Source organism: Falsiroseomonas stagni DSM 19981 (assembly GCF_900114315.1).
Classification (GTDB): Bacteria; Pseudomonadota; Alphaproteobacteria; order Acetobacterales; family Acetobacteraceae; genus Falsiroseomonas; species Falsiroseomonas stagni.
Genome location: NZ_FOSQ01000001.1, coordinates 549,380 through 565,822, shown reverse-complemented (window position 1 = coordinate 565,822; position 16,443 = coordinate 549,380). Strand labels below are relative to the sequence as shown.

General features: G+C 72.1%; 17 protein-coding genes and 1 tRNA gene. 12 read left to right on the top strand and 6 right to left on the bottom strand.

Going from position 1 to position 16,443, the window contains the following annotated elements:
• Window positions 1–29 precede the first annotated feature (29 nt).
• A complete protein-coding gene (locus tag BM041_RS02725) occupies window positions 30–692 on the top strand; it encodes a GntR family transcriptional regulator (protein WP_092955105.1) in 663 nt (220 codons plus the stop codon).
• A 167-nt stretch (window positions 693–859) separates the two neighbouring features.
• Here BM041_RS02725 and BM041_RS02720 read toward each other — a convergent pair whose 3' ends face one another.
• A complete protein-coding gene (locus tag BM041_RS02720; RefSeq protein ID WP_092955102.1) occupies window positions 860–2,218 on the bottom strand; it encodes a glutamate--cysteine ligase in 1,359 nt (452 codons plus the stop codon).
• 52 nt (window positions 2,219–2,270) lie between these two features.
• Complete coding sequence (locus BM041_RS02715) at window positions 2,271–2,984, bottom strand: 16S rRNA (uracil(1498)-N(3))-methyltransferase (RefSeq protein WP_092955099.1); 714 nt, start codon at window positions 2,982–2,984, stop codon at window positions 2,271–2,273.
• A 29-nt stretch (window positions 2,985–3,013) separates the two neighbouring features.
• Here BM041_RS02715 and ubiA point away from each other — a divergent pair, with 29 nt between their 5' ends.
• Genes ubiA through BM041_RS02700 form a run of 3 tightly spaced genes read left to right on the top strand, consistent with a single transcriptional unit; the run spans window position 3,014 to window position 4,996 of the window.
• The gene (ubiA, locus tag BM041_RS02710) at window positions 3,014–3,913 is read left to right on the top strand and encodes a 4-hydroxybenzoate octaprenyltransferase (RefSeq protein WP_092955096.1); all 900 of its coding nucleotides are present in this window, start codon (window positions 3,014–3,016) and stop codon (window positions 3,911–3,913) included.
• A complete protein-coding gene (locus tag BM041_RS02705; RefSeq protein WP_092955093.1) occupies window positions 3,913–4,557 on the top strand; it encodes a class I SAM-dependent methyltransferase in 645 nt (214 codons plus the stop codon). Before ubiA ends, BM041_RS02705 begins: the two co-directional genes overlap by 1 nt.
• A gap of 28 nt (window positions 4,558–4,585) precedes the next feature.
• Window positions 4,586–4,996, top strand: coding sequence for a hypothetical protein (locus tag BM041_RS02700; protein ID WP_092955090.1), 411 nt, complete (start codon window positions 4,586–4,588; stop codon window positions 4,994–4,996).
• Window positions 4,997–4,999: 3 nt separating this feature from the next.
• Here the strand turns inward: BM041_RS02700 and BM041_RS02695 are convergent, their stop codons facing one another.
• Entirely contained in the window at window positions 5,000–6,256 is a 1,257-nt protein-coding gene (locus tag BM041_RS02695; protein WP_092955087.1) for a c-type cytochrome, read from the bottom strand.
• A gap of 202 nt (window positions 6,257–6,458) precedes the next feature.
• On the opposite strand from BM041_RS02695, the gene BM041_RS02690 reads away from it, so the two are divergent.
• Together BM041_RS02690 and BM041_RS02685 are read left to right on the top strand one after the other, a co-directional pair.
• Window positions 6,459–6,920, top strand: coding sequence for a hypothetical protein (locus BM041_RS02690; protein ID WP_092955084.1), 462 nt, complete (start codon window positions 6,459–6,461; stop codon window positions 6,918–6,920).
• A gap of 53 nt (window positions 6,921–6,973) precedes the next feature.
• Window positions 6,974–7,738 carry a creatininase family protein gene (locus BM041_RS02685; protein WP_092955081.1) on the top strand — a complete coding sequence of 255 codons (765 nt, stop codon included), beginning with the start codon at window positions 6,974–6,976 and terminating at the stop codon, window positions 7,736–7,738.
• A 78-nt stretch (window positions 7,739–7,816) separates the two neighbouring features.
• Here the strand turns inward: BM041_RS02685 and BM041_RS02680 are convergent, their stop codons facing one another.
• Complete coding sequence (locus BM041_RS02680) at window positions 7,817–9,502, bottom strand: M10 family metallopeptidase (protein ID WP_175533681.1); 1,686 nt, start codon at window positions 9,500–9,502, stop codon at window positions 7,817–7,819.
• 380 nt (window positions 9,503–9,882) lie between these two features.
• Here BM041_RS02680 and BM041_RS02675 point away from each other — a divergent pair.
• Window positions 9,883–9,957, top strand: a tRNA-Gln gene (locus BM041_RS02675).
• Window positions 9,958–9,998: 41 nt separating this feature from the next.
• Here the strand turns inward: BM041_RS02675 and BM041_RS02670 are convergent.
• Window positions 9,999–10,439 (bottom strand): MerR family transcriptional regulator, encoded by a 441-nt coding sequence (locus BM041_RS02670; protein WP_092955076.1) that lies wholly within the window; start codon window positions 10,437–10,439, stop codon window positions 9,999–10,001.
• A 184-nt stretch (window positions 10,440–10,623) separates the two neighbouring features.
• Between BM041_RS02670 and BM041_RS02665 the strand changes: the two genes are divergently transcribed.
• The gene (locus tag BM041_RS02665; protein WP_245761900.1) at window positions 10,624–12,792 is read left to right on the top strand and encodes a heavy metal translocating P-type ATPase; all 2,169 of its coding nucleotides are present in this window, start codon (window positions 10,624–10,626) and stop codon (window positions 12,790–12,792) included.
• A 6-nt stretch (window positions 12,793–12,798) separates the two neighbouring features.
• Here the strand turns inward: BM041_RS02665 and BM041_RS02660 are convergent, their stop codons facing one another.
• A complete protein-coding gene (locus tag BM041_RS02660; RefSeq protein ID WP_092955073.1) occupies window positions 12,799–13,443 on the bottom strand; it encodes a S24 family peptidase in 645 nt (214 codons plus the stop codon).
• Window positions 13,444–13,620: 177 nt separating this feature from the next.
• Here BM041_RS02660 and BM041_RS02655 point away from each other — a divergent pair, with 177 nt between their 5' ends.
• The 4 genes from BM041_RS02655 (at window position 13,621) to BM041_RS02640 (ending at window position 16,439) form a co-directional block, all read left to right on the top strand.
• A complete protein-coding gene (locus tag BM041_RS02655) occupies window positions 13,621–14,121 on the top strand; it encodes a hypothetical protein (protein ID WP_245761899.1) in 501 nt (166 codons plus the stop codon).
• Window positions 14,118–14,582 carry a hypothetical protein gene (locus BM041_RS02650; RefSeq protein ID WP_175533680.1) on the top strand — a complete coding sequence of 155 codons (465 nt, stop codon included), beginning with the start codon at window positions 14,118–14,120 and terminating at the stop codon, window positions 14,580–14,582. The genes BM041_RS02655 and BM041_RS02650 overlap by 4 nt, the downstream gene beginning before the upstream one ends.
• 163 nt (window positions 14,583–14,745) lie before the next feature.
• Window positions 14,746–14,994 carry a hypothetical protein gene (locus tag BM041_RS02645; RefSeq protein WP_245761898.1) on the top strand — a complete coding sequence of 83 codons (249 nt, stop codon included), beginning with the start codon at window positions 14,746–14,748 and terminating at the stop codon, window positions 14,992–14,994.
• Between the two features lie 5 nt (window positions 14,995–14,999).
• Window positions 15,000–16,439 carry a portal protein gene (locus BM041_RS02640; RefSeq protein ID WP_139225936.1) on the top strand — a complete coding sequence of 480 codons (1,440 nt, stop codon included), beginning with the start codon at window positions 15,000–15,002 and terminating at the stop codon, window positions 16,437–16,439.
• Window positions 16,440–16,443 lie beyond the last annotated feature (4 nt).

The window sequence follows — 16,443 nt, the reverse complement described above, 5'->3', positions numbered from 1 at the left end:
CAAACCTGACGGATTTGATAGAATCAAGCATGACCACCGCCGAAGACGCCGTCACCGCCCAGCTCCGTCGCCTGATCGTGGAAGGCGCCCTGCCGCCGGGGGCGAAGCTGACCGTGGCCGCGCTGTCTGCCCGCCTCGGCGTCAGTGCCACGCCGCTCCGCGCCGCGCTCCGGCTGCTGGAGGGTGAGGGGCTGGTGGAGGCCCATGCGCATCGCGGCGCCCGTGTCCGCGTGCTGGCGCCGCAGGACATCCGCAACCTCTACCGTCTGCGGGGCGCCGTGCTGGGGCTGCTGGTGCCCGATGTGGTGCGCCACGTCTCGGACGCCGATCTGGACGTGCTGGAGGCGATCGACGCCCGCTTCCAGATGGCCGCCCGGGCGGGGGACGGTCCCGCGGCGATGGAAGCCAACCAGGCCTTCCACGCGGCCCTGCTGGCCCTGGCACGCAACCCCGATGCCGCTGCCGTCATGGCGCGAAGCTGGGCGCTGGTGGAGGCGCTGCGCTTCCGCCTGGGCTTCGGCCCCGGCCGCCTGGCGCGATCCGTCGAAAGCCACCGCGCCCTGCTGGCCGCGCTACGGGCGCGGGATGCAGCGGCGGCGACCGCGCTGATGGTGGCGTCGTCCGACAACGCGATGGCGGATCTGCTGGAACGCGCCTTGGCGGGGCCGGTGCCACGCGCGAAGGCCGGCTGAAAAGCCTCGACTTCGGCGTTGCGTTCTTGCTATGTTCGCGCGCCGCCGGCGCAGCCATGCCCGCCGCGCGGCATTCCCGCCCCGAACCACCCCGCGAAAACGGTGCTAAACGCGCCTAAGCGGCTTAATCGGCTAAATCGGGTTAGCGACTAAAAAGCCACACTCGCTCAGGCTTCCGCCTCCGCGAAGATGCGCGACGCATCGCCGCGCCAGGCGGTCTCGTACCGTTGCAGCCAGCGCTGCGCCTGGGTCATCCCGCTCGCCGCGATCTCCTCGAGTGGCGCCAGGTAGACTTCCTCGCCCAGGCCCCGCGCCTTCAGCCCGTCCCGTGCGATGGCGATGGCATCCAGCGCCACGTCCCGCAGGCGGCGGCCGCGGATGGTCGCGTCCAGCGCCTGCACCGGCACCGCCATGCGCAGCGCCCGCATCTCCTCCACCGTCCAGCCGCGGATCAGCGCGGCGGCGGCCTTCTGCGCGGCGTCGTCATAGATCAGCCCGGTCCAGAAGGCGGGCTTGGCCTGGAGCATGGCGGGGCTCCCGGCATCGGCGCCGCGCATCTCCAGGAACCGCTTGAGGCGCACATCGGTGAAGACGGTCGTCACATGGTCCGCCCAGTCGCCCATCGTCGCCTGGTGGCCGGCCAGCTTCTCCGCCCGCCCTTCCAGGAAGGCGCGGAAGGACACGCCGGCGGCGTCGATCCACTTGCCGTCGCGCATGATGAAGTACATCGGCACGTCGAGGACGTAGTCCGCGAAGCGCTCGAAGCCGAACCCATCCTCGAAGGCCACGGGCGGGATGCCGGTGCGGTCGGGGTCGGTATCCGTCCAGACCCGGCCCCGCAGCGTGAGAAAACCGGAGGGCTTCCCCTCCCGGAACGGGGAATTGGCGAAGAGCGCGGTGGCCAGGGGCTGAAGCGCGAGGGAGACGCGCAGCTTCTCCACCATGTCGGCCTCGTCGCCGAAATCGAGGTTCACCTGCACCGTGCAGGTGCGCAGCATCATGTCGAGCCCCATGCCGCCGACGCGCGGCATGTAGTTGCGCATGATCGCGTAGCGCCCCTTGGGCATCCAGGGCATCTGCTCCCTCGTCGCCATCGGGTGGAAGCCGAGCGGCGCGAAGCCGAGGCCGAGCGGCCCCGCCACCTCATGCACGTCGCGCAGGTGGTCGAACAGCTCGACGCGGGTGGCGTGCAGATCGGCCATGGGGGCGCCGGACAGCTCGAACTGCCCGCCCGGCTCCAGGCTGACGGAGCCATCGTCGCGTTTCAGTCCGATGATATTCGCGCCGTCCATGATCGGCGCCCAGCCCTTGGCCTGAAGCCCCTCCAGCATCGCCTTGATGCCCCCAGGTTTACTGGAGGGGGGTTCATAGGCGGGGGCCTCAAGTCCGTCCCTGCGGAAGCCGAACTTCTCGTGCTCCGTCCCGATCTTCCACGCGCTGCGCGGCTTGCTGCCGGCGGCGAACCAGGCCGCGAGCTGGCGCGGGTCGGTGATCGGCGTGAGGTCGGCCTCGCCGGGATTCGACATGGTGCTGCGTTCTCTTCCTGGCGCCAGCCCCGGGCGGAGTGCCCGAGACCGTTTAGACCCAGTCCCCGACGATCGCCTGCAGCGCCGCGAGCCCGGCCACGGCCGCGGTCTCGGCCCGGAGGATCCGGGGACCGAGAGCGGCCGGCACTACAAAGGGCCGCCGGCGCAGGTCGTCAAGCTCCGCCGCCTCGAACCCCCCTTCCGGCCCGACCAGCAGGGCGATGGGCCGGCCGGCCGGAAGGGCGCGAAGGGGCTGCGCCAGGCTCCTTTCCATGGCCACCACGAGCGGCGCGCCGTCCCAGGAATCCAGCACCCGGTGCAGGGGAAGCGCGTCCCGGACGTCCGGCACCGACAGCCGCTCGCACTGCTCGGCGGCACCGCGGGCGACGGCGCCGAGTCGCTCCGCCTTCGTCCGTTCCGCGATGGTCCGCCGCGTCACCACCGGCTGGATGAGGGTCGCGCCGAGCTCCGTCGCCTTCTCCACCACCCAGTCCATGGGGTCCCGCTTCAGCACCGCCAGCAGCAGCCGGACCTCGGGCTCCTCGCCCGGCGCCCGGCAGCGCGGGCCGAGGGCGAAGCGGCCGCGGTCCTTGCGGATGGCCTCGATCCGCGCCTCGAACTCGCCATCCCGGGCATTGAACACCCGCACGGCGTCGCCCGGGCTGCGGCGCAGCACGGTGCCGATGTGGTGCGCCTGGCCGGGCGCGGCATCGACCTCGTTTCCCTCGGCCAGCGGGGCATCCAGGTACAGGCGTGGGATGGACATGCGGGGCCTCCGCGGACAGGTATAGGCGCATGACGGGATACACCGACATCCGGGCCACCGGCTGGGTCGCGAGGCTGCCGGAATCCTGGCGCCCCTACGCCCTGCTCGGCCGCTTCGACCGCCCGATCGGCGCCTGGCTGCTGCTGCTGCCGGGCTTCTGGGCCTTCGCCCTCGCCGCGCCGGGGTGGGCGGAGGGGCTGCGCCTGGCGGTCCTGTTCACCCTAGGCGCCTTCGCCATGCGCGCGGCGGGCTGCGTGGTGAACGACCTCTGGGACCGGGACCTGGACCGGCAGGTGGAGCGCACGCGCGGCCGCCCGCTGGCGGCGGGGACCGTGACGCCGTTCCAGGCGCTGCTGTTCCTGGCCGGGCTCTGCACCATGGGGCTGCTGGTGCTGCTGCAACTGCCCTGGGCGGCGATCCTGTTCGGGGCGTGTTCCCTGCTGCCCATCGCCCTCTACCCGCTGGCCAAGCGCGTGACGGATTGGCCGCAGGCGGTCCTGGGCCTCGTCTTCTCCTGGGCCGCGCCCACGGGCTATGCGGCGGCGACGGGCCTGCTGGACGGGCCGGCGCTCGCGCTCTGGGCGGCGGGCTTCTTCTGGATCCTGGGCTACGACACGATCTACGCGCATCAGGACCGGGAGGATGACGCCACCGTCGGCATCCGCAGCACCGCGCTGAAGTTCCGGGAGACGACGCGCCCCTTCCTCGCCGCCTGCTACGGCGCGACGCTGGCGCTGCTGGTGCTGGCCGGGTGGCTCGCGGGGCTGTCCTGGTTGTTCCTGCCGGCGCTGCTGCTGCCGGCGGCGCTGCTGGCGCGGCAGGTGCTGACGCTCGACATCCACGACCCCGCCCATTGCCTGGTGCTGTTCAAGTCGAACCGGGAAGTGGGCTTCGCCATCGCGCTGGCCTTCCTGGCCGGGCGCCTGTGATGGACGCCGAAGCCTTCATCCGCGCCCACACCGCCATAGCCCGCCCGCCTTTGGTGCCGGAAGTGGCGCTGCACCTCGCGACCGAAATCACGCCGATCTGGCAGGCCAGCGAGGAATGGCTGCGCCAGACCGGGATCGAGCCCCCCTTCTGGGCCTTCGCCTGGCCCGGCGGCCAGGCCCTCGCCCGCCTCGTGCTGGATGGGCCGCAGGCCGTCGCCGGCCGCCGCGTGCTGGATTTCGCCGCGGGATGCGGCATCGCCGCCATCGCCGCCGTCCAGGCGGGCGCCGCGGTGGTGGAGGCGGCGGAGATCGATCCCCTCGCCATCGCCGCCTGCCGCGTGAACGCCGCGCTGAACGGCGTGGCACTGGTGCTGCCCAGGGATGACGTCGTCGGCGCCGCCTGCCGCTGGGACATCATCCTGGCCGGCGATGTCTGCTACGAGGCGCCGATGACCGCCCATATCCTGCCCTGGCTGCGCGCCATGGCGGCTTCGGGGGCGGAGGTCTGGCTGGCCGATCCCGGCCGCGCCTACCTGCCGCGGGATGGGCTTTCACCCCTTGGCAGTTTCCGCGTGCCAACCTCGCTCGAACTGGAAGACCGGACGGAGCGCATCGTCACCATCGCCCGATTGCTGCCTTCCTGAAGCCTCTTTCGCCGACAAGGCTACGACCATGCGCTCGCTCCTCATCCTGCTGCTCCTCGCCGCCCCCGCCGCGGCCCAGACCAAGGCCGATTACGACGCCCAGGGCCGCCAGATCGGCCGGGCGGAAACGCGCGGCGATACCGAACGTCGTTACGACGCGCAGGGCCGCAGCGTCGGCCGCAGCGAAACCCGCGGCGATACAACGCGCGACTACGACGCCCAGGGCCGGTCGGTCGGCCGCAGCGAAACCCGCGGCGACACGACCCGCCATTACGATGCGCAGGGCCGCACCGTCGGCCGCAGCGAACAGCGCGGCGACACCATCCGCCACTACGATGCGCAGGGGCGCAGCACCGGGCGGTCGGAGACCTCCGGCGGCGTCACGCGCCACTACGATGCGCAGGGCCGGCAGGTGGGCCGCACGGAGCAGCGGCGCTGACGCCTATCGCGTCGCCTGCTCGAGGAAACGCAGGAGTGCGGCCAGGTCCTCCGCATTGCCGACCGTCTGCACCGGCATCTTCGTGCCGGGCGTCACCTCATCCGGCCCGCGGGTGAAGAGGTCCGCCACCGTCTCCCGCGTCCAGGTGATGTCGCCGCGCGCCAGGCGCTCTGAGTAGTCGTAGCCGGCGACGCTGCCCATGCGCCGGCCGAACAACCCGTGCAGATGCGGCCCCGCCATGTTGCCGCCCTCCGGCGTCAGGGCATGGCAGGCGCTGCAGGCGCGGAAGACGCGCGCGCCATGCGGATCGAGCCCCGCCACCGGCGCGGCCTCCACCTCCCCCCCCAGGGGGCCGATCGGCCTTCCGGTGGCGACGTCCCAGCGCCGCACGCGCCGATCCGCGCCGCCGGTCCAGAGGGTCCGTCCATCGGGGGCGAAGGCCACGGACCAGACCGGCAGGCCGGGGCCTTCCAGCGTGTGTCGCAACCGGCCCGCGGCCACATCCCACAGCGCCACGCTGCCGCCGATGGACCCGGCCGCCAGCACGGCGCCGTCGGCGGCGGCGGCCAGCGCCACGATCGGCCTCGTGCCCGACTGCAACTCCCGCATCCCGCCATCCGGCGTCACGATGCGTACCACGCCATCCGCGCCGCCCGCCGCCAGCGCGCCGCCCGGCAGCAGGGCCAGGGTGTTCTGCGGCAGGCCGAATTCGGCCAGCGTCCGCGGGGGCTCGCCCTCCGGCCAGGCGCGAATCGTGCCGTCCGCGCCCGCCGTCACCACCACGCCATCGGCGCCGAACACTACCGCGTTCACATTGCCCTGGTGCCCTTGCAGCACCCGCGACGGCGCGCCGCCAAGGTCCCAGACCCGAGCGGTGCCATCCCAGGCGGCGGAGGCGAGACGCGGTCCCGATGCGGCCAGGGACACGACCGGCCCCTCATGCCCCTCCAGCACCCGCAGCGGCTGCGCGCCGGGCCGGGGCGGCCAGAGCGCGATGCGCCCATCCTCCCCGCTGCTGGCCATCATGCCGCCGGGCAGCGCGGCCAGGGCGTTCACGGCCCCCGCATGCCAGCGCACCACCGCCCGCGCCCGGCCGCTGGCGGCGTCCCACAGGATCATCGACTGGTCGAAGCCGGCCGAGGCCAGGGCGCCATCCGCCGCCACCGCCAGGGCCCTCACCGGGCCGCCATGCACCGCTTCCTGCGCCGCGGCGGGGCGGAGGGGGAGCAGCAGGGAGAGGAGGATCAGGGTCGCGCGCATGGTCGAGAATTTGCCCAGCCTCGCCCCCGCCGCAACCACCGCCGTGGCGATTCCGCGCTTGCGTCGCCCCGCCGGGTAAATTAATTGAGAGCAACCCTTCGTCCATGAAGGCTGGCGAGCGCCGGGAGCTCGGCCGGGCCGTGACGCCGGGACACATCGGCGCGTGGCCTTAACCCTCTAGTCCAGGACAGGAACGAAACCCATGGCGACCACCGACATGCGCGCGACCGCGCAGAACACCGAACGCATGACGCTGATGATCGGCATCGGTGCCGCCATCCTCGGCTACGTGATGCCGGCGGTGGTATTCAAGGGCACGGGCAACGCGGTGCATGACCTCTCGATGATCGAGAAGCTGCCCGTCCTCTCCGCCCTCACCCTCGCGGCGCTGGTGGCGGCCATCGCGACGCGCTTCGTGCCGCAGTGGCAGCGCTGGGCGGAACAGGCGACCGTCGTCGCCATCCTGATGATCGTCGCGCCGGCGATCTGGGGCTTCGTGGCGGCCATCGACGTCTTCTCCGGCCTGCGCCCGATGATCGTGGAGATGGCCGGCACCCGCAATGTGCGCATCGACCCGGGCGCGGGCTATGTCCCCATGCTGATCGGCGCGGCGCTGATGGCGTTCTCCCTCCATATCCGCGGCAAGGCCAACGCCAAGGACTGACAGGCGGCCCGCATCCGCCCTACCCTGCCATCCTCGATGAGGGGATGGCAGGCATGGCCGGTTCGCAGGAAGTCTTCTGGGCGCGGTTGACCGCCGCCGAGATCCAGTCGCGGGCCACGCCCGCGACCATCGTCCTGATCCCCGTCGCCTCCATCGAACAGCATGGCCCGCATCTGGCCGTGGGCGTCGACACCGTGCTGGCCACCGCCGTGGCGGAACGTACGGCGCGACGGCTGGTGGATTCGGGCACGCAAGCCCTGGTCACCCCCACCATCTGGAGCGGCCTGGCCGAGCACCACATGGCCTTCGGCGGCACGATGACGCTCGACCTCGCGACCTTCATGGCGCTGGTCGGCGGCATCGCCCGCAGCGTCGCGCGGCACGGCTTCCGGCGCATCGCGCTGGTCAATGGCCATGGCGGCAATACCGAGGCGATCGCAAGCTCGGCGATCGAGCTGACGCGGAATCTCGGCGTGCCTGTCGTGGGCCTGACCTACTGGCTGGCGAATGCGGACACCTTCGGGGCCATCCTCGAATCGCAGCCCAACGTCATGCATGCCTGCGAGGCCGAGACCTCCATGATGATGGCGCTGGCGCCGGATTGCGTGCGGGCGGACCGGATCACGGAGGCCGTGCCGCGGAAATTCGCGCCCCCCGCGCCCCCCGGCTTCAAGCGCAGCCGCGGCTTCGACCAGATGACGGATACGGGCGTGATCGGCGACCCGCGAAGCGCCAGCGCGGCGAAGGGAGAGCGGCTGCTGGACGCCGCCGCCGCCCGCCTGGCGGAGGAATTCGCCAGGCCCGAACTCTGGGCCTGAGGCCGGCCGGCGGGCGGCGGCCGACTCCGGCCCGGAAAGGCGCCGCCCGGCCGACCCGCTCCACCCTGGCGCAGCCTGCTACAGCACCAGATCGGACGCGGACAGCCGCCCCGCCGCCAGCCCCGCCAGCAGCAGCCCGTCCCCACTGCCGAGGTCGATCCACAAGCCATCCGACAGGCTGGCCGCGCTGCTGATCAGCGAGGATGCGCTGCGCTGGAACCCGACCAGCACCAGCAGGTCAGTGCCCGGGGTGAAATCCTCGATCCGGTCCATCCCGTCGCCCCGGCGCAGCACGAAGGTATCGGCGCCCGCGCCACCGACCAGCGTATCGGCGCCGCCGCGCCCTTCCAGCACGTCGTCCCCGCCGCGGCCTTCCAGGCGGTTCGCGCCCGCATGGCCCGTCATCAGGTTGCGCAGCGCATTGCCGATCCCGGTGGTACCGGCCTCCAGCACCAGCGCCTCCACATGGTCGGGCAGGGTGATGGAGCCGGTGATGGCGGCCACGATCGTGTCGTTGCCCTGGCCCGCTTCCTCGGTCACCAGGTCGCCGGCGTCATCGATCCGGTAGCGGTCGTCGCCGATGCCGCCCCGCATCGTATCCGCCCCCGCGCCGCCATCCAGCACGTCACCCCCGCCACGCCCGTCCAGCAGATCCCGCCCGCCGCCGCCGGAGAGCTGGTTGATGGCCTCGTTGCCCAGCAGCGTATCCGCGCCCACGCCACCGACGGCATTCTCGATCAGGGACCCGGTGTTGCCCTGGTAGAGGAGCGCGTTGAAGACATTGCCTCGCGCCTGCGTCACCAACCCTTCCCGGACATCCAGCACCGCGAGCTGGGCTGCGGAGAGCACGCTCCAGCTGCCCGGCGCCAGGTCGGCCGCCACGCCATTCGCATAGGCCGAGAGATCGTAGGTATCGATCCCGCCACCGTCCCAGATCGTCAGGAAGACCCGGTTCGCCGTGCCGCCGGCGCCACCGCCGGGCGCGCCCTGGCCGACGCCGTCGATCACCGTCTCCCCGGTCTCCGGGTTCCAGAAGTAGCGGGTATTGCCGCTGCGCATCGTGTAGTCGGCGCCGTACATCGCCTGCAGGGCCGCGATGTCCAGCATCATCCAGCCCTGCGGATAGTCGAAGGTGCCGTTGGTGTAGCCGGTGCTGGTCGTCAGCCCGCCATGGGACCGGTAGGACATGACGGTGAATTCCAGCATGTCGAATTCGGCGGCCAGGGCGCCGAAGCCGTTCCAGCTTTCATGCGGATGCTTCAGGCCGAGCGAATGGCCGAGTTCATGCACAGCGACCAGGAAGGCGTAGTTGCCGAGTTGCGGCGTCTCGAAGGCGCTGCGCGATCCGAACCAGACATCCCCGCCCTCCCGCCCATTCGGGTAGTAGGCCCAGGCGGTGGAGGGGGCGGAGGAACGGGCGATGCGGATATCGGCGGCCCAATCGGTCGCGTTTTCGACGATGGACAGGTTGGTGAAGCCCGTGACCCAGGGGCCGGGGCTGCCCGGGCCGCCGGCGGCGTCGCCCAGCAGGATCTTGCGGACGGCGTCGCGCATGGTGGCGCTGACCGGCGCATAGCCGCGGATCGGTTCGTTGCTGCCGTAGAAGCTCTCGTAATCCGTGGGACTGTCGGTGAAGGCGAAGCTGACAGGATCACCATCGCCCCAGGCGAAGCCGCTCAGCACGCCATCCACGGCGATATTGCCCGACGTCGTCAGGTGCAACCGCGGCGCGGTCGGCAGTGGCGAATCCGCAGCGAGCCGCACGGCGACGGAGGGTCCGTCGTCGGCGGCCCCGTTGTGGGGCCAGCATAGCCAGCACATGGCCATGTTCCGGATTGGCCGGCGCATCGACACGCCGTGATCGTCCGGGCCGCTTTTGCGGCAGGACTTCACACGCGCGCCCGCCCTCCGCTTGTTGCGGGGCTGGTCACGGGGCCCGCGCCGGCAGGCCCTGTGTCCCCTTTATCGCCGCTGCGGGTGAAGTCTTGGTGAACGACGCGCTCTCGTCATGGGATGGTGCACGCCCGGTGATACCAGCGGGTGTTTTCAGCGACTCCGGGGACAGTCGTTTTCCCTGCCCAGGACACCCATCCCCCCCGTTGTGCGATGCCGCCTTCCGCGCTACCCGAGGCACCGCGACGGGATGGGGCGTCGCCAAGCGGTAAGGCAGCGGTTTTTGGTACCGCCATTCCCAGGTTCGAATCCTGGCGCCCCAACCATCGCGGCTGGCATCCTCCGCGATCCGGCCGCCGCGACGTCATCATTGACCGCGATGCGACGGATCCGCGCAGTGCCCGTGGTCGAAATCGGACAATGTCTCGATGATGCGGCATTGGCCGACGACGCCGCCGGCGCAATTCGCCGCCATCCGGTCCAGTTCCGCCCGCAGCGCCGCGAGGCGTCGCAGACGGGCATCGATCTCCCGGATCTGCCCGATGGCCAGGGAATGCGCCTTGCCGCAATCGGCATCGGGGTGGTCGGCCAGTTCCAGCAGCGCGCGGATTGCCTCGCTCTCGAACCCCAGTTCGCGGGCATGACGGATGAAGCCGAGGCGACGGAGATGGCCCTCCCCGTAGACGCGGTGGCCGCCCTCTGTCCGCGCGGGCGGCGGCAGCCAGCCTTCCTGCTCATACCACCGGATCGTCGTGGGCTTGACCCCGGTGGCGCGCGCCAGGTCGCCGATCGAATAGGCCGCGCTCATCCACCCTCCGCCTCCCGCTTCCCGACGAAGGCTGCCACTGCCCTCGTGCCCGCATGGTGGCCCGGCCCGGTCGCATCCGCCATCGGCTGGATCGCGCCGGGTGGGCCACGGGCCCGAAAAGAGGGCTTGAACCTCCAGTCGCTGGAGGTCCCATAACCACGACCGGAATCACCGGGCGGGAATCATGGGCACAGCAACGAGAGTGACCTGGCGGGTGGAGGGCATGGATTGCGCCGCCTGCGTGGCCAAGGTGACGCGGGCGGTGGAGCGCCTGCCGGGTGTCTCGGCGGTCGAGGTCAACCTGATGGCCGAACGCCTCTCGCTGGACCTCGACGCCGGCGGGCGGACGGAGGCTGTGGAGACGCAGATCGCGGCACTCGGCTACGGCGTGAGTCTGGTCGATGGGGCGCCACCAGCCGCTGCCCCGCCATTGGCCGCAGACGGGCATAGCCACCCGCGTGACACCCAGGATGCGCCGCGCATGCGGCCCTGGTGGGCAACCGGCAAGGCGACGCTGACCTGGCTGCTCGGCGCGCTGGTGATCGGCGCCTATGCGGCGTCACTGGTGCTGCCGGACAGCCTGACCTACCCGCTGTTCCTGGCCGCCACGGCGGTGGCCGTGGTGCCCTTCGGCCGGCGCGCCATCGCGCTGGCCCGCGCCGGCAGCCCCTTCAGCATCGAGACGCTGATGTGCACCGCCGCCATCGGCGCGGCCGTGATCGGCGCCGCGGAGGAAGCGGCTGTCGTCGTGCTGCTCTTTGCTGTGGGCGAACTGCTGGAGAGCGTGGCCGCCGGCCGCGCCCGCGCGGGAATCCAGGCGCTGGCGCAACTGATGCCGCGCGTGGCGCTGCGCCTCCGCCCCGATGGCGGTACGGACGAGGTGGCGCCGGAGTGGCTCTGCATCGGCGACCTGGTGCTGGTACGGCCGGGCGACCGCGTGCCCTGCGATGGCATGATCGAGGAAGGCACCACCGCGCTGGATGAAAGCCCCGTGACCGGGGAGAGCGTGCCGGTCGCGCGCGGCCGGGGCGATGCGGTGATGGCCGGCGCGATCAACGGCGATGGCGCCATCCGCCTGCGTGTCACGCGGACCGCCGCCGACAACACCATCGCCCGCATCATCCGCCTGGTGGAGGAAGCGACAGCGTCCCGTGCGCCGACGCAGCGCTTCATCGAGCGGTTTTCCCGGTGGTGGACGCCGGGCGCGATGATCGTCGCCCTGCTCGTGATCGTGATCCCGCCCTTCGCGCTGGGCTGGGACTGGGCCACCAGCCTCTATCGCGGGCTTGCCGTGCTGCTGATCGCCTGCCCCTGCGCCCTGGTGATCTCCGTGCCGGCGGCCATGGCCTCCGGCCTCTCGGCCGGGGCGCGGCGAGGGCTGCTGGTGAAGGGGGGCGCCGCGCTGGAACGGATCGGCACTGCGCGGACCGTGGCCTTCGACAAGACCGGCACGCTGAGCGAAGGCCGCCCGCGCGTGACGGCGGTGCTGCCCGCGCCGGGCCGATCGGTGGATGAGGTGCTGGCCCTTGCGGCGGGCGCGGAACAGGGTTCGGCCCATCCCCTCGCCAAGGCGATCCTCGCGGCGGCCGCCGAGCGGGGCCTGTCGCCGCCCCCGGGCCGGGGGCAGTCGGCGCTTCCCGGCAAGGCCGTGGTCGCGACCGTCGCCGGGCGGCGCATCAGTGTCGGCAGCCCCCGCCATGCGGCGGAGGCCGGTGCCGTGCTGGGAGACCTGGCCACCGACCTGACGCGGCTGGAGGCCGAGGGCAGGACGGTCGCGGTGGTGCTGATCGACAACGCGCTGCTGGGCCTGGTCGCGCTGCGCGATGAACCAAGGGCCGATGCGCAAGACGGCGTGGCGGCGCTGGCGGCACTCGGCCTGCGATCGGTGATGCTGACCGGCGACAATGCGCGCACCGGCGCAGCCATCGCCGCCTCGATCGGCCTGGAGGCGCGGGCGGAACTGCTGCCGGACGACAAGCTGCGGGAGATCGGGCGCCTGATGCAGGATGGCGCGGTGGTGATGGTGGGCGATGGCATCAACGATGCGCCGGCGCTGGCTGCCGCCACGGTGGGTATCGCCATGGGCGGCGGGACCGATGTGGCGCTGGAGACGGCGGATGCCGCCGTGCTGAAGGACCGCGTGACGGGCGTGGCCGAACTGGTGTCCCTGTCGCGGGCGACCATGGCGAACGTGCATCAGAACGTCGCCGTCGCCATCGGCCTCAAGGCCGTGTTCCTGGCCACCACGCTGGCCGGCATCACGGGGCTGTGGCCGGCGATCCTGGCCGATACGGGGGCAACGGTGCTGGTGACGCTGAACGCGCTGCGCCTGCTGCGCTGGGTGCCGCGATAAGCGCCTCTACTGGCTGGCCCAGACGATGCGATGCATCCAGGCCAGTTCCGACAGGTCGAAGCTGTAGTTGGGGTGGGCCGGGTTCAGGCTGGCCAGTTCGACGCGCCGGGCGGATTGCCGCAGCAACTGCTTGGCCATCACCTCCCCCGCCCGGGTGCGCACCACCACGCGATCGCCGCGGCGGACAGGCGCGCCGGGGGAGACGATGACGACGTCGCCATCCCGGAAGACGGGCTCCATGCTCTCCCCGCTGATCTCGAGGGCATAGGCATTGGGGTCCGGGACATCGGGGACCGAGATCTCGTCCCAGCCGCCGCCGACGGGGTAGCCGCCATCGTCGAAATAGCCCTCCCCCCCCGCCTGGGCCAGGCCGATCAGCGGAATGCGCCGTGCGCTGATGGTGCGGTTGCGCGGCAGGGCGGGCGCACCGGTGACGAGGGAGGCGAAGGCCTCCATCCCCGTTCCCGTGGCGTGCAGGACCTTGGCGACGCTCTCGGTGGAGGGCCAGCGCGCCCTTCCATCGGCGCCGGTGCGCTTGGACGGGTTGAAGGCGGTCGCGTCCAGCCCCGCGCGGCGCGCCAGGCCGGAGGCCGAGAGACCATGCTCGGCCGCCAGGGCGTCGATCGCCCGCCAGATATCCTCGTGCCGCATCGCAGCCGGCCCCTCATGCGAATCGAGGCCCGGATATGGGGACTCGACCTGGGCATCACATCCTAGGTTTCGAGTCGCGAATCAATAGGAACAACATCCTTGCAACCGTGAGTGGAACAGTCTAAGAGGGCTTTGTTCCTGTTTTGTTCGGGAACGGACGAGGAAGGACCCCTTGAGATGGCTTTCATCACCAGCCGCGCCCCTGTCCTGGCCAGCATGAGCCGAGCGGAACCCTTCACCTGCGCCGAGGATGCCTGGTTCTGGACCATGGCGGCGCTGACCGCCCGGCGCGACGGCGCCAGGCTGGGCGCCGGCCGCGGCACGGTGGTGCGGCCTTGCGAACCCGATGACGTCGTGAAGGTGCTGGACCGCCTCTATCGCCAGCGGCGGATCGACCTCGCCCATGCGCGCATCCTGCGCATCTGGGGCGAACGCGGCGACCAGCCGAGCGCCCGCATCCCGCAGGAGGCCGGCGACCTTCGCCTGTGGCGGGAAGCGATGGACCGCCTGGACTACCCCCTGCGCGCCAAGGGGATCGTCGCCGGGCCGGCGCGGGGAATGGACATCGGGCCGGCGCGGGAAATGGACAGCGGGCCGGCGCGCGGCGTGACGCTGCCGGAGGAACCTGCGACGCGTAGCGGAGCGGAGATCCTGCCCTTCCCGTGTGGGCGCCGATGAAGGCCCGCCTGGCGCATCGGCGGGCGCTGGCGGCCGATCCCACCGGGCAGGGCGTCTGGATCGCCTTCGGCGGCGTGGCGGACCAGCCCTGGCTGCGGCTGCTGCGCCCGGGGTTCCGCCACTGCTTCGCCGCACTGTCGGATGAGGCCGGCTGGACGGTGCTGGAACCGCTGTCGGGCCGCCTGGTGGTGGCCAGGCTGCCGGTAGCGGCGGGCTTCGACCTGCCGGGCTTCTACCGGCGGGCGGGGCTGCGCGTGCTGGGCCCCTTCGTGCCCGGTGAACCCGCGGCCAGCATCGGGCCTGTGCTGGCCCCCTTCACCTGCGTGTCGCTCTGCCGGGCGCTGCTGGGGCCCGGCGCGCCCTTCGCCATCACGCCCTTCGGACTGTTCCGCGCGCTGGGTGGGCAGATGGCGGAAACGGCACCGCGCAGAATCTTTGGCGAAATAGGAAATAATTCTTGACACAGCCCTGAAGGGCCGCTACACAGGCCAGGCCACGGGGCGAGTTGCGCCCGATGGCACCTCCCTCCGGTCCCTGCCTCGGGCCCGTCCGGTTCGCCGGGCGGGCCCATTTCTTTGGCGGGCGGCCCGGACCCTTTCACCGATCAAGCCGAAGGAAGCGCGCATGGGTGGCCTGATCAGGGCGCCGAAGCCGGCGGCGCCCGCCGTCGATTCCAGTGCGGCCAACGCCCAGGCGCAGGCCGATGCCAATGCCGCCGCCGCGGCGAACGCCGACAGCGCGGCACGCGAAGCCCGCCAGAAGGCGCTGGAGCGCGCGCGGCGGGGCCTGGCGGGCACGATCACGACCTCCGCGCGGGGCGTGCTGGACCCGGCGCCGGCCTTCGCCGTGCGCAAGAGCCTGCTGGGCGAGTGAGGGCGATGATGACACCCGAGGACATCCTGGCCCGCCACGCCCGCGCCTCCGCCCGCCGCCGGCCGCTGGAGGGGCAGTGGCAGGATTGCTACGACGTGGCGCTGCCCGCGCCCAACGCCGCGCCGCTGTTCGACGCGACCGCAGCCGATGCGGCGGAACAGCTGGCGGCCTCCCTCCTCGCGGAGCTGGTGCCGCCGTGGTCGCGCTGGTTCGGCCTGGCGCCGGCCCGCAAGGTGGCCGACAGCGCCGCGGCGCAGGACGTCGCGAAGACGCTGGAGGAAGCGGCGGAAACGCTGCAGGGGCACCTCGACCGCTCCAACTTCGCGCTGGAGATCCACCAGGCCTTCCTCGACCTGGTCGTGACCGGCACCGGCCTGCTGCTGGTGGAGGAAGCGCCGGTGGGGGAGGCTTCCGCGCTGCGATTCTCCGCCGTGCCGATGCGCGACGCGGTGCTGGAGGAGGGCGTGTCCGGCCGGCTCGATACCGTGTTCCGGTCGCTGCGCCTGACGGCAGCCGAGATCAAGGCGCGCTGGCCCGCGGCGGTGATCGCCGAGCGTCGCCGGAGCGAGGACGAGCCGGCGCCGAAGCTGCGGGTGGTTGAAGCCGCTTGGCCGGACGCCCGGGCCGGCCACCGCCTGGCGGTGGTGGCGGAGGAGGAGGACGGCACGTCCCGCCTGCTGGCCGAGGGCCGCTTCGCGGAGAGTCCCTTCATCGCCTTCCGCTGGCTGAAGGTGCCGGGCGAGGTCTATGGCCGCGGTCCCGTGGCCAAGGCCCTGCCCGACATCCGCACCGCCAACAAGGTGGTGGAGCTGGTGCTGAAGAACGCCTCCATCGCCGCCACCGGCATCTGGCAGGCGGAAGACGATGGCGTGCTGAACCCCGCCACGGTGCGGCTGGTGCCGGGCGCCATCATCCCGAAGGCGCCGGGTTCATCGGGCCTCACGCCGCTCGCTGCGCCCGGGAATTTCGATGTCTCCCAGCTCGTGCTGAACGACCTGCGGACCCGCATCCGCGGCGCGCTGCTGGCCGACCGGATCGGGCAGGCGGAGAAGCCCGGCATGACGGCGACGGAGGTGCTGGAACGCAGCGCGCAGAGCGCGCGGCTGCTCGGCGCCACCTATGGCCGCCTGCAGGCGGAGCTGCTGACGCCGCTGGTGGCGCGCTGCCTGGCCGTGCTGCGGCGGCGGGGCGAGATCCCCGCGCTGCTGCCTGATGGGCGGGAAGCGCGGCTGACCTACGCCTCGCCGCTCGCCCGCGTGCAGGCCCGCGCGGATGCGGCGGACACGCTGCTGTTCCTGCAGGCCGCGGCGGCGCTGGGGCCGGAGGCGCGCGCCACGCTCGATGCCCCTGCGGCCGCGCGCTGGCTGGCCCGAACACTGGGCGCGCCGCCGGAAATCCTGCGGCCCGCCGATGCGACCCCCGCCCAACCCCAGACCCAGGAGTGAGCCC